13 protein-coding genes and 1 pseudogene are annotated in these 11,657 nt (G+C 64.0%); 12 read left to right on the plus strand and 2 right to left on the minus strand.

The features are described from left to right. Positions 1-45 precede the first annotated feature (45 nt). Positions 46-1,002, plus strand: coding sequence for a GDP-L-fucose synthase (fcl, locus tag AC0L2O_RS35425; RefSeq protein WP_473373015.1), 957 nt, complete (start codon positions 46-48; stop codon positions 1,000-1,002). Between the two features lie 142 nt (positions 1,003-1,144). Here fcl and AC0L2O_RS35430 read toward each other — a convergent pair whose 3' ends face one another. Next, positions 1,145-1,546: a formate/nitrite transporter family protein gene (locus AC0L2O_RS35430; protein ID WP_473373016.1), complete on the minus strand. Its 402-nt coding sequence runs from the start codon at positions 1,544-1,546 to the stop codon at positions 1,145-1,147. Positions 1,547-1,897: 351 nt separating this feature from the next. On the opposite strand from AC0L2O_RS35430, the gene AC0L2O_RS35435 reads away from it, so the two are divergent. The 10 genes from AC0L2O_RS35435 to AC0L2O_RS35480 all read left to right on the plus strand — a co-directional run bounded on the left by AC0L2O_RS35435 (position 1,898) and on the right by AC0L2O_RS35480 (position 10,310). Further along, entirely contained in the window at positions 1,898-2,350 is a 453-nt protein-coding gene (locus tag AC0L2O_RS35435; RefSeq protein WP_473373017.1) for a DUF2231 domain-containing protein, read from the plus strand. Beyond that, complete coding sequence (locus tag AC0L2O_RS35440) at positions 2,347-3,681, plus strand: PQQ-dependent sugar dehydrogenase (protein ID WP_369723055.1); 1,335 nt, start codon at positions 2,347-2,349, stop codon at positions 3,679-3,681. Before AC0L2O_RS35435 ends, AC0L2O_RS35440 begins: the two co-directional genes overlap by 4 nt. Positions 3,682-3,691: 10 nt before the next feature. Next, positions 3,692-3,895, plus strand: coding sequence for a hypothetical protein (locus AC0L2O_RS35445; protein ID WP_369723056.1), 204 nt, complete (start codon positions 3,692-3,694; stop codon positions 3,893-3,895). A 32-nt stretch (positions 3,896-3,927) separates the two neighbouring features. Next, positions 3,928-4,098: a hypothetical protein gene (locus AC0L2O_RS35450; protein WP_369723057.1), complete on the plus strand. Its 171-nt coding sequence runs from the start codon at positions 3,928-3,930 to the stop codon at positions 4,096-4,098. A gap of 280 nt (positions 4,099-4,378) precedes the next feature. Then, entirely contained in the window at positions 4,379-5,779 is a 1,401-nt protein-coding gene (locus tag AC0L2O_RS35455) for an MFS transporter (RefSeq protein ID WP_473373018.1), read from the plus strand. A 123-nt stretch (positions 5,780-5,902) separates the two neighbouring features. Further along, on the plus strand, positions 5,903-6,730 hold the full coding sequence (locus AC0L2O_RS35460) for a 3-oxoadipate:acetyl-CoA acetyltransferase (protein ID WP_473373019.1): 828 nt from the start codon (positions 5,903-5,905) through the stop codon (positions 6,728-6,730). A gap of 132 nt (positions 6,731-6,862) precedes the next feature. Beyond that, on the plus strand, positions 6,863-8,068 hold the full coding sequence (locus AC0L2O_RS35465; protein WP_473373020.1) for an MFS transporter: 1,206 nt from the start codon (positions 6,863-6,865) through the stop codon (positions 8,066-8,068). A gap of 158 nt (positions 8,069-8,226) precedes the next feature. Then, the gene (locus AC0L2O_RS35470) at positions 8,227-9,456 is read left to right on the plus strand and encodes a CaiB/BaiF CoA transferase family protein (protein ID WP_473373021.1); all 1,230 of its coding nucleotides are present in this window, start codon (positions 8,227-8,229) and stop codon (positions 9,454-9,456) included. 144 nt (positions 9,457-9,600) lie between these two features. Continuing rightward, entirely contained in the window at positions 9,601-9,816 is a 216-nt protein-coding gene (locus tag AC0L2O_RS35475) for a hypothetical protein (RefSeq protein WP_369723061.1), read from the plus strand. A gap of 101 nt (positions 9,817-9,917) precedes the next feature. Next, on the plus strand, positions 9,918-10,310 hold the full coding sequence (locus tag AC0L2O_RS35480) for a RidA family protein (RefSeq protein WP_473373022.1): 393 nt from the start codon (positions 9,918-9,920) through the stop codon (positions 10,308-10,310). A 239-nt stretch (positions 10,311-10,549) separates the two neighbouring features. On the opposite strand, the gene AC0L2O_RS35485 is transcribed toward AC0L2O_RS35480, so the two are convergent. Further along, positions 10,550-11,221 carry a TetR/AcrR family transcriptional regulator gene (locus tag AC0L2O_RS35485; RefSeq protein ID WP_473373023.1) on the minus strand — a complete coding sequence of 224 codons (672 nt, stop codon included), beginning with the start codon at positions 11,219-11,221 and terminating at the stop codon, positions 10,550-10,552. A 209-nt stretch (positions 11,222-11,430) separates the two neighbouring features. On the opposite strand from AC0L2O_RS35485, the pseudogene AC0L2O_RS35490 reads away from it, so the two are divergent. Continuing rightward, a pseudogene (locus AC0L2O_RS35490) lies at positions 11,431-11,657 on the plus strand (acyl-CoA dehydrogenase); the annotation flags it as partial.

Here is an 11,657-nt window from a genome sequence, read left to right on the forward strand (position 1 = left end):
AGATGATGGCGAGCGATCTGGCCGAAGCAAAGCGGGACGCTGGCAGTGCCAAACGCACCGTTTGAACTGAAGGGCAGGAGCGTCTACGTCGCCGGCCATCGCGGCATGGTCGGCAGCGCGCTGCTGCGCCGGCTGGCGCGCGAGGAGGTGAATCTCGTGACGGTGGACCGGCGCGAGGTCGATCTCTGCAACCAGGCCGCCGTGTTCGACTGGTTTGCGAGAACGCGGCCGCAAGTCGTATTCCTTGCCGCCGCCAGGGTCGGTGGCATCGTCGCCAATGCCACGCTGCGCGCCCAGTTCATCTACGATAACATCGCGATTGCAGCCAATGTGATCCAGGCCGCGCATCAGAACGGGGCCGAGAAGCTGATGTTTCTGGGCTCCTCCTGCATTTATCCGAAGCTGGCGCCGCAGCCGCTGCGCGAGGACTCGGTGTTGACAGGCCCGCTGGAACCGACCAACGAGCCCTATGCGATCGCCAAGATTGCGGGCATCAAGATGGCGGAGGCCTATCGCAGCCAGTACGGCAGCGACTTCATCAATGTGATGCCGACCAATCTCTACGGTCCCGGCGACAATTATCACCCCGAACTGAGCCATGTCGTCGCAGCGCTGATCCGGCGTTTCCACGAGGCGAAGCTCGCGGGCGCCAAGAGCGTCGTGGTGTGGGGCACCGGAACGCCACGGCGCGAGTTCCTCTATGTCGACGACATGGCGGATGCCTGCGTGCACCTGATGAAGACTTATTCGAGCGCGGAGCTGGTCAACATCGGCACCGGCGAGGACATCACCATCGCCGAATTCGCTCGCGTCGTCGCCGAAATCGTCGGCTACAGCGGCGAAATCAGTTTCGACACCTCGCGGCCCGACGGCACGCCACGCAAGCTGCTCGACGTCAGTCGTCTCGCAAAGCTCGGCTGGCGCGCGACCACCTCGCTTCACGACGGCTTGAGGCGGGCGTACGAGGCCTATCTTGCCGCCCCAAATCTCCCTGCCTCATAGCACCCAGCTGTTCAGCGCAATTATTTCGTATCCTTCTCCTCGCGATCTTCGCGGGCGCGATCGACGGCGCCGCCTTGAGGTTGTCAGCTCACCTTCACGCCAGGACGATGATCGATCTGACATCTCGTTCAATCTCGGCGATCTATTCCCTGTGGTCGTCGATTTCGGCTGCGACCTGTCCATAATTCAGCAGGGCGACCAGGGTCGTTCCGCCCAGGATGTTGCCAAGCAGGGTCGGTAGAAAGAAGTCGAAGGCGTACTGAGTCAGGGACGCCCTGCCGCTTTGCACCAGGAAGGCGCACTCGACGGAGCCGGCGATGATATGCGCGAACTCGCCGAGCGCGACAACGTAGGCCATCACGACGACGATGTGCGCGCGAGATCCCTTGGTGGCTGGAAGAAGCCACGCCATCAAGGCGATCAACCAGCCCGCAAAGATCCCCCGGACGAGCGTCGTCCCGAATGTCCCCTCGACGGTGCGGCGGCTGAGATCGAAGAAGGCATCCAGGATGCGGGGTTCGAAGATGCTGGTGTGAGCGAGCACGGATCCGACCCCCAGGTTCCGGCGATGTTCGAGGCGAGAACCAGGACCCACAGCCTGAGTACGCTCCCCAAAGTGCCGAGGTCCCGGTTGTGCAACAGCGGCAGGATCGGTGTCAGCGTGTTCTCGGTGGAGAGTTGTTGGCGTCCCAGCACCACGATAGCCGAGCGGGGCAACCAGGCGGCGAACCGCTTCATCCGAGATCAGCGTGGGATTTCAAGGCGGCGAAGCTCGCCCGGTTCCTGTGAGTGTCTGGTCGCTCTGAGCCGTTTGCGGCCTACGGAAGCCCAGGAACCTTCGCGCCGAGCAAGAGTTGGCCGCAGGGGCGGGGCGAAAACTCACACGAGGCCAACCGTGCAAGAAGCTGTGCGCGTGCGGTCCACCGCACAAATCGCAGGCCATCCGATTCATCCGATGCTGGTGCCCATCCCGATCGTGTGCTTCATCGGGGCATTGCTGACCGACATCGCCTATGTCGTCAGCGCCGAGATCATGTGGGCGGATTTTTCCGCCTGGCTCCTTCTCGTCGGCGTCATCTTCGGCGTGCTGGCCGCCATCGCGGGCCTGACCGATTTCCTTGGTAACCGCCTGGTGCGAGCGCAGCCGCCGGCCTGGCCGCATCTGATCGGCAACGCGGTGGCGCTGATCCTCGCGATCATCAATGCGCTCATCCATACGCGCGACGCGTGGACCTCGGTATGGCCATGGGGGCTCGTTCTTTCAGTCTTGACTGTCCTGATCTTGCCGGTCACCGGCTGGCTCGGCTGGGCCATGGTGTACCGCTACGGCGTCGGAGTCGCGCGATGACCTTCCCATTTGCCCGCGCACTGCTGTGCTCCTCGCTGCTGTGTCTTGCCGGCTGCAACGACGGCAGCGGCGATCCCAAAGCGCAAATCGGCGCCAACCCCGTGCTGCCTGACATCCAGCAATATCTGCTGCCGCCGATGCACATCGCGCGCATTGTCGGCTGGAAAAAGGACGAGACGCCGACCGTTGCGCAGGGCCTGCAGGCCAAGGCCTTTGCGACCGGCTTGCAACATCCGCGCTCGCTCTATGTGCTGCCCAACGGCGACGTGCTGGTGGTGGAATCCAAGGCGCCGAAGGCCGCGGCGATCAAGCGGCCGAAGGAAATCGTCATGGGTTTTGTCGAGTCCTGGGCGACATCCGGCGGCGATCCCGGCGAGAGCAACCGCATCACGCTTCTGCGCGACAGCAATGGCGATGGCGTGCCGGACACGCAAAGCGTCTTCCTCGACCATCTCAACTCGCCCTTTGGCGTAGCGCTCGTCGGCAACGATCTCTATGTCGCCAACACCGATGCGATCGTCAAATATCCCTACACCGAGGGCGATACGAAAATCACCGCACCCGGCACCGTGCTGACGCCGCTCCCGGGCGGACCGATTGATCATCACTGGACCAAGAGCCTGGTGGCGAGCCCCGACGGTTCAAAACTCTACGCCGGCGTCGGCTCCAACAGCAACATCACCGAGAATGGGTTGGAGGCCGAGCACAATCGCGCCGACATCCTCGAGATCGACCGCGCCACCGGCCGCTGGCGGATATTCGCGAGCGGCTTGCGCAATCCGAACGGTCTCAGCTTCGAGCCGCAGAGCGGCGCGCTGTGGGCAGTCGTGAACGAGCGTGACGAGCTCGGCCCCGATCTGGTCCCCGACTACATGACATCGGTGAAGGATGGCGGCTTCTACGGCTGGCCCTACAGCTATTACGGCCAGCACGTCGATCCCCGGGTCAAGCCGCAGCGCCCCGATCTCGTCGCCAAGGCGATCGTGCCGGATTACGCGCTGAGCTCCCACGTCGCGCCGCTGGGCCTTGCCTTCGCCACCAGCGCCAGCCTGCCGAGCGCTTATCGCGGCGGCGCCTTCGTTGGCGAGCATGGCAGTTGGAACCGGCAAGTCTTGAACGGCTACAAGGTCGTGTTCGTGCCGTTCAGCAACGGCAAGCCGAGCGGGCCGGCGCAGGACGTCGTCACCGGATTCCTCAACAGCGACAACCAGGCGCGTGGCCGGCCGGTCGGAGTCGCCATCGACAAGACCGGTGCGCTGCTGGTTGCCGACGACAGCGGCAACACGGTTTGGCGGGTGACAGCCGCGCAGCCGCAGGTCACGCAACGATAGGAGGTGGATGATGGGCCTTGCTCAATACGCGATCGTGCCGGTCGAGGACGAATGGGGCGTGCTGCACGATGGCAACGTCAACGGCAAATACGCCACCAAGGAATCGGCGTTCGAGTCGGCGGTAGCGGCCGCCTCGCTGGCGCTCCGCCAAGGGCACGAGGTTCACGTCAGCGTACCCGGCCGCGAGAAGGGCGACAACGCGCTCGGCATATAGGGCCTGCGCACGTGCAAGAGGAGGAGGCCGCGATGACCAAGCCTCGTGAGCCGAATGGCATCGAGCCGTCCCGGTCTGAGGACGACATCCAACGCGATCAGCTCGGTCCGCGTGGCGTGCCGGGCGCGCCCGATCCGACCAAGATGACCCCGCAGCGCGAGAAGAAGACCCCGAAGCAGGTCGATCCCGGCCACACGGCCTGAGACCCCCGAACAGCTAGCCAGCACCTCACACGGCGCAGATGCGCCAACGTTCGTCGCCTGCGCCCGGATGCTCCGCAGGGCGCACATAACATCATGTTAGGTTTCCCGTATAACAGGGTAATTGTGTTACCTGGCGGCAGGCCTATTCTCACACGCAATCGGACACGTATCGGCAGTGACAAGCGCTCCGCGAGCGGCGCTGCGCGCCCGGTGAGTGCTGACCAATTTCGACGAAGCCCGCCAACGGGACGTCACGCAACCAGGTGGAGGAATTTCTGAGATGACCACGACGCGCGCGATCCATGACACGGGCCAATCCAGAAAGGCCGCTGCGAGCGGCTGGATCGGGTCGGCTCTCGAATATTATGACTTCTTCATCTACGCGACCGCCGCGTCGCTGGTCTTCCCGCAAATCTTCTTCCCGTCTCAGAATCCAACTGTCGCGATCGTGGCGTCGCTGGCGACCTATGGAGTCGGGTATGTGGCCCGGCCGATTGGCGCGTTCGTCCTCGGACATTGGGGCGACACCCATGGCCGCAAGACGGTTCTCATCGTCTGCATGTTCCTGATGGGCATCTCCACGATGGCGGTGGGTATCCTGCCGACCTACCAGCAGGTCGGCATCCTGGCGCCAATTCTGCTCGTCATTCTGCGCCTCGTGCAGGGATTTGCCGTTGCCGGCGAGATCTCAGGCGCAAGCTCGATGATCCTGGAGCACGCGCCGTTCGGTCGGCGCGGTTTCTACGCCAGCTTCGCCCTTCAGGGCGTGCAGGCCGGACAGATTCTCGCCGCAGCAATCTTCCTGCCCCTGGCGGCCTATATGCCGACCGAGGCCTTCAACAGCTGGGGCTGGCGGATTCCCTTCCTGCTCAGCTTCTTCGTCATCATCGCAGGCTACATCATCCGTCGCGAAGTCGAGGAAACCCCGGCCTTTGCCCGCGAGGGCGAACGGGGAGAAACGCCGCGGGCGCCCATCGTCCAGGCTATCAGGCTGAGCTGGCGCGACATGCTCAGGGTCATCTGCATGGCGCTGATGAACGTCATTCCGGTGGTTGCGACCATCTTCGGTGCGGCCTATGCGGTCCAGCCCGCCTATGGCATCGGCTTTGCGAAAGACGTCTATCTTTGGATCCCCGTCCTCGGAAATATGCTGGCCGTGTTCGTCATTCCCTTCGTCGGCAATCTCTCCGACAAGGTCGGTCGCAAGCCTCCGATCGTCGTAGGCGCGCTTCTCTCCGGCTTGCTCGCCTTCTGCTATCTCTATGCCATCAGCATCAGGAATGTGCCGCTGGCAATAGTGGTGTCGCTGCTGATGTGGGGCGTGGTCTACCAGGGCTATAACGCGATCTTTCCGAGCTTTTACCCGGAGCTGTTTCCGACGCGCACCCGCGTCTCGGCCATGGCGATCTCGCAGAACATCGGAACGACCATCACCGCATTGCTTCCCGCCCTGTTTGCGACCGTGGCGCCTCCCGGCTCGACCAACATTCCGTTGACGGTGGGGGCGATCGCCTTCGCCATCACGGTCATCGCGGCGCTGGCGGCCCTGACCGCGCGGGAAACCTATCGGATCAGGATCGACGATCTCGGCAATCCCAATGCCGTTCCGATGCCGCGGGCAGATTATGACCGGCAGCGTGCCGACGCCGCGGTGAGCGGGGCTGCCACGGTTCGGACCTGAGGGGTATGGTAGAGGCAACTGCCGCCGCGACCGATGATAGTCGCGGCGGCAGGGCCTCACTGGAGAGCCAGACTGCCGATTCGAATTTGGTGCGCGTGAGCGCGATCGATATGAGGTTGCAAGATGAGCCCTGCTGTCATTGCCGTCGCGATCACCGGCTCCGTTCCGCGCAAGAAGGACAATCCCGCGGTACCGATCTCGCCGTCCGAGCAGATCGACTCGACGCACGAGGCGTTCGAGGCCGGCGCCACGCTTGCGCATATCCATGTTCGCAACGATGACGAGACGCCGTCATCCGACCCGGAGCGCTTTGCCTTGGTGCAGGAGGGGATCAGGAAGCACTGTCCGGAGATGATCGTTCAGTTCTCGACCGGCGGGCGCGGCCGCGATCCCTCGGCGCGCGGATCATCGCTCTACCTGAAGCCGGACATGGCCTCGCTGTCCACCGGATCGGTGAACTTTCCGACCATCGTCTATGAGAACAGCGCGGCTCTGGTCGAGACGCTCGCCACCAGCATGAAGCAGGGCGGCATCCGTCCGGAGATCGAGATCTTCGATCTGTCGCATCTGCACGGCGCCCGCCGCTTGATCGAGGCCGGGCTGATCGACGCGCGTCCGCACGTGCAGTTCGTCATGGGCGTCAAGAACGCGATGCCGGCCGACGAGCATGTCCTCGACATCCTGCTGGGAGAGCTCAGGCGGCTGATTCCGAAAGCGACCTGGACCGCGGCCGGGATCGGCCGCCATCAGGCCGAGGTCATGGGATGGGCGCTTGCGCGGGGCGCCGATGCGGTTCGCACCGGGCTCGAGGACAATATCAGGATCGACAAGACGCGCCTGGCCGCCAGCAACGCGGAGCTCGTGACCATTGCCGCCGCGGCTGTCACCCGCCACGGCCGGCGCGTCGCAACTGCGGCCGAGGCGCGATCCATGCTCGGGATCGCGGGGTAGGGACGAGCGTCCTTGGCCTGACATGCTCCCGGCCGCCTTCTGCCATTCGGCAGCCGGCGTTCCGCTGCGCCCAAACTCCCGCTATGACGTGTCTGCGCGCATCGCATGATCTGGCGCAGGCAACGGGGCGGAATGCGGTTTCTGAAAACTGACGGCAGGCTCTTCACCGTCCTGGTCGTGCTTGCAATCACCCAGCTCATCGGATGGGGCACGATCGGCCTTCCGGCCGTCGTGGGCCGCGACCTTGCGGCCGATCTCGGCTTGAGCCTGCCGGCAGTGTTCGCCGGCAGTTCGGTCCTCTACGTCACCATGGGGCTGTGCGCGCCCTGGCTCGCCAAGGCTTTTGCGCGGCACGGTGCACGCAAGGTGATGATGGCGGGCACGATTGTTGCCGTGCCGGGTTATGTCGTTCTCTACTTTGCGCGCGAACCGATGCTCTATTTCGCCGGCTGGGTCATTCTCGGCATGGGCGGCAGCGCGACGCTGTCGACCGGCGCCTACATCATGCTCAACGAAGTTGCCGGACGGCAGGCCAGGAATGCGATCGGCGCGCTCATGCTGGTGACGGGCCTGTCCAGCAGCATCTTCTGGCCGACCACCTCGTTTCTCAGCGGTCATTTCGGCTGGCGCATCACCTGCCTGGTCTACGCGGCCATGCTGATCCTGGTCTCGCTGCCGCTCTATGCCTTCGGCGCGCCGCGCCGGAGCGTGGTGAAGCAACACGGCGGCACCCCAGCAAAGCCCGTCGCCGCGCCCGCGATTGCGAGAAGCACCTTCAATCTCGTCGTCTGCGCGATCACGCTCAATGCCTTCGTCAATTTCGGCCTGGGCGCCATCCTGATCGAGCTGTTGCGGGCCGAGGGCCTCGGGCCGGCGCAGGCCATCGCGTTCGGCTCGGCGCTCGGCGTGGTCCAGGTCAGCGCCCGCGGGCTCGATTTCCTCGGCGGCGCGCGGTGGGACGGGATCTCGACCGGGCTTGTCGCAGGCACGGCGCTCCCTGTTGCGATGCTGCTGATGATGATGAGCGAGGGGTCGACCTGGGCGGTCGCGGTCTTCATTCTGCTTTACGGCGCCGGCAGCGGCGCGATGGCGGTGGCACGCGCGACCATCCCGCTGGTGTTCTACGACCAGGCCGAATTCGCCAAGGCGATGTCGATGATCGCGCTGCCGCTCAATCTCGCCTCCGCGATCTCGCCACCGCTTCTCGCCGGCTTGCTGACCGAGTTCGGCAGCCGCGGCGCACTTGCGCTGACGCTGGTGTGCTCCTGCGCAACGGTGCTGATCCTGGTCCTGCTCGGCCGCCGCCGTCCGCATGCGGCGGCAGCCACCGCGACTTGAGGCAATATCGCGGCGCGGAAATTCGCTGATGCTTCTGCCGCGGGGGATGGCCGTATGCCCAGAGTGCAGTGCTCAGGGCGCCAAAATGGTGTATCCGCAGGAAGCGCGGCCCGCGATCTCGCCGCCGCGCCAAGATTCAGTTCCCGGAGGACATCGACATGTCGGCCTTGCCGCTCTCAGGCATCAAGATCCTTGACCTCACCCGCGTGCTCGCCGGGCCTCTGTCGGCCCAGATGCTGGGCGATCTCGGCGCGGAGGTGATCAAGATCGAGCGGCCGGGCACCGGGGATGACGCGCGCGCCTTCGGCCCGCCTTACCTGACCGATCCCGAGGGCAAGGCGAACAACAACAACTCATTTTATCTCTGCGCCAATCGCAACAAGAAGTCGGTCACCGTCAACATCGCCAAGCTCGAGGGGCAGGCGATCATCCGCGAACTGGCCAAGGACGTCGACGTCTTCATGGAGAATTACAAGGTCGGCGATCTCAAGCGCTACGGCCTCGACTACGAGACGATCAAGGCGATCAATCCCGGCATCATCTATTGCTCGGTGACCGGCTTCGGCCAGACCGGCCCCTACGCGCCGCGCGCCGGGTACGACGCCATCCTGCAGGCGATGGGCGGCCTGATGAGTGTCACCGGCCATATGGACGGCGAACCGGGCGAGGGCCCCATGAAGGTCGGTCCCTCGATCGTGGACTACATGACCGGCATGAACACCTCCATTGGGATTCTCTCGGCGCTCTACCACCGCGACGCCAATGGCGGCGTAGGCCAGCATCTCGACGTCTGCCTGCTGGACACCGTGATCGCCTCGCTCAGCCATTGGCTGCAGATTTACCTCGTCAATGGGACGACCCCGCCGCGCCGCGGCACCTGGGGCAATGGCGGCATGCCGGCCGGCGTGTTCCGCTGCACCGACGGCGAGCTGATGCTTGTGGTCGGCAATGACGGTCAGTTCCAGCGCACCTGTGCGGTGCTTGGCGAGCCAGAGCTCGCCAATGACAAGCGCTTCGTCAGGAACAACGACCGGGTCGTTCACGGCAAGGAGATCATGGCGATCTTCGCAGGCCTGTTCCTTAAAAAGCCGGTGGCCTACTGGCTGGAGGAGCTCGAGAAGGCCGGCGTGCCCTCAGGTCCCATCAACGATTTCTCGCAGGTGTTCGCCGATCCCCACGTCCAGTCGCGCGGCATGCGGGTCAAGACCGAGCACAAGTTCGAACCGCAGCTGTCGCTGATCCGCAACGCGCTGACCTTCTCGGAGACCCCGATCGAAACCTATCGTGCGCCGCCGCTGCTGGGTGAGCACACCCAGGAAGTTCTCGGCGGCAAACTTGGTTACGATGCCGGCAAGATCGAGGCGCTGAAGCGGCAGGGTGTGATCTAGCTCCATCTTGCCGGCTTGCTTGTGCGAGGCTTGCGCACAATCCCCAGATGATTCCGGTCCGTAGTCGACACGGCTTCCACTTTTCGCCCGACTCTGATTCGATATTGATCATCCGATGCATCAGCGTTCGGGGGGAACAAACAAATGTCCTACACGATCGGGTTTCAAGCCAGGAACCAGAAGGCAGTTCTGGCCACAGAGGCGGCCACGGCCAACCAGGCCGTCGCCATTGTTGCCGCGCTGCGGCAAAGTGCCGAGGAGATAAAGTTCATCCGCTCACCGCAGGAAGGCGACATGGGCATCGAGATGCTGCTGTTGCTCGCCAAGGAAGAGGCCGAGGAGATGCCGCAGCGGGTCTAGCCCCCGCGGTTGCGGTCCCATTTCGATCGGATGCGAAACATGCCGGCTGCAGTATAATGTAGTCAGGGCGCTCATCTCGTTCGAACCGAAGGTGGCCGCCCATGAAACGCGAAGCGCTCCGCGTCGAACCCATCTCGACATTCCTCGACCGTTGGAAGGCGCCGACCTCGCCGGTGACGCGCGCCGGCAACATGATCTTCGTTGCCGGCCTGCCGCCGTTCGACCCCGACACGGGCGAACTCGCGCAGATGCCGATCGAGCGGCAGAGCGAGCTCGTCATCGAGCAGATGAAGCTATGCCTGGAGACGGCGGGCGCGAGCCTCGACAATGTGATGAAGTGCAATGTGTATTGTACGTCGACAAAGCACTTCGCCGCTTTCAACGCGGTCTACGCGCGCTACTTCCCGATCGATCCGCCGGCGCGAATTTTTGTCTGCACGCCGGAATGGTTCGGCCCCTTCGATGTCGAGATCGACTGCATCGCGATGATGTGACCATAGCCGCCGCAGCGCCAGTGCGCTTCCTCGCCCCGCTTGCGGCAGGGCCATCGCATATGAGGCAGATTTCTTTGTGGCCATCCTTCGAGACGCCCGCCTTTGGCGGGCCCTCAGGATGAGGACCGAGTTTGCGGCAACAGGTTCAACGGGCTCCGATTGCCGCTTAGCCTCCTCCTGAGGAGACCGCGAAGCGGTCGTCTCGAAGGACGAGGCGTGCGCGCCGTCGCGCTCCTGCGTCAGCGTGCGTCTCTCGCCAGCGCGCGCGCCGGTGCCTTTACCCCCGTCGGTCCGCTGGTCAGCGCCATCGTCGCCACGCTGACCACACGCGCAACCACGTCTTCGACGTCGTCGAGGTCGCACTTGCCTTCCGACAGCTTCGTCAGCCGTTCGCTCTCGCGGATGGTGTGGTGCGCCATCGCAAGTGCGAAGTTGAGGCCCCAGTAGATCTCGACGTCGCTGCGATCGGGCAGGGAGCGGCGCATGGCGCCGACGAATTTGCGCAAATGGTCGATCTCGCGGTTCTTGATGCGGCGGATTGGCGGCACGGATTCGATCGAGGCGCGGATCATGAAGCGCGCCGCGGTCGAGCGCTGGTTCTCCGGGCCCAGGCAGCCGCGCAAAGTCGGGCCGACCAGGGCGCGCAAGATCACCTCGATCGGCGCGCGGCCGCCGCCTTGCTCCTCCGCGGTTTTCAGTTCGTGCAGGCGTTCGCGGTTGGTTGCGATCGACCGGGTGACGAACAGCTCTGCGATCAGTTCGTCCTTCGAACCGAAATGATAGTTCACTGCCGCAAGATTGACATTCGCCGCCGCGACGATGTCGCGCAGCGTCACGTCGCCAAAGCCGCGATCGGCGTAGAGCCGTTCCGCGGCGGCAAGGATGGAGGTCCGGGTGTGATCGCTGGCCATGGATGCCCTCAGCGAGGGAGTTGCATTTCAAACACTTGTATGAAACTATCGTTTGAAGGTCGGAAAAGTCAATCCGCAATCGGGACTCGTTCGCAACAAGATCAGTTCCGTAGCCTCGCAAGCTGCGCATTCCTGCTTGCGGGCCGCGCGCGGCGGTACGACAGTCCGGCGCAAAAGCGATTTGTGAGAAGACAACCGAGGAGCGTCCCATGGATTTCGATCTGTCCCCCAAGCAGAAGGAATGGCTCGACCGCGTGCAGTCCTTCATGACCAGGCACGTGCGTCCGGCGGTGCCGATCTACAACGAGCAGGACAAGAGCGGCGATCGCTGGAAGGTGATCCCGGTGCTGGAAGAGCTTAAGAAGAAGGCGAAGGCCGAAGGCCTCTGGAACATGTTCATGCCGCCGAACGAGCATGAGGATGACGAATTCCGCGG

This window comes from Bradyrhizobium sp. Kon10, from assembly GCF_055807395.1.

Coding starts and splice junctions, on each gene's coding strand:
- AC0L2O_RS35470 (WP_473373021.1), top strand. CDS start 8,227: ATGTCGGCCTTGCCGCTCTCAGGCATCAAGATCCTTGACCTCACCCGC.
- AC0L2O_RS35450 (WP_369723057.1), top strand. CDS start 3,928: ATGACCAAGCCTCGTGAGCCGAATGGCATCGAGCCGTCCCGGTCTGAG.
- AC0L2O_RS35480 (WP_473373022.1), top strand. CDS start 9,918: ATGAAACGCGAAGCGCTCCGCGTCGAACCCATCTCGACATTCCTCGAC.
- AC0L2O_RS35445 (WP_369723056.1), top strand. CDS start 3,692: ATGGGCCTTGCTCAATACGCGATCGTGCCGGTCGAGGACGAATGGGGC.
- AC0L2O_RS35455 (WP_473373018.1), top strand. CDS start 4,379: ATGACCACGACGCGCGCGATCCATGACACGGGCCAATCCAGAAAGGCC.
- AC0L2O_RS35475 (WP_369723061.1), top strand. CDS start 9,601: ATGTCCTACACGATCGGGTTTCAAGCCAGGAACCAGAAGGCAGTTCTG.
- AC0L2O_RS35465 (WP_473373020.1), top strand. CDS start 6,863: ATGCGGTTTCTGAAAACTGACGGCAGGCTCTTCACCGTCCTGGTCGTG.
- AC0L2O_RS35460 (WP_473373019.1), top strand. CDS start 5,903: ATGAGCCCTGCTGTCATTGCCGTCGCGATCACCGGCTCCGTTCCGCGC.
- AC0L2O_RS35485 (WP_473373023.1), bottom strand. CDS start 11,221: ATGGCCAGCGATCACACCCGGACCTCCATCCTTGCCGCCGCGGAACGG.
- AC0L2O_RS35440 (WP_369723055.1), top strand. CDS start 2,347: ATGACCTTCCCATTTGCCCGCGCACTGCTGTGCTCCTCGCTGCTGTGT.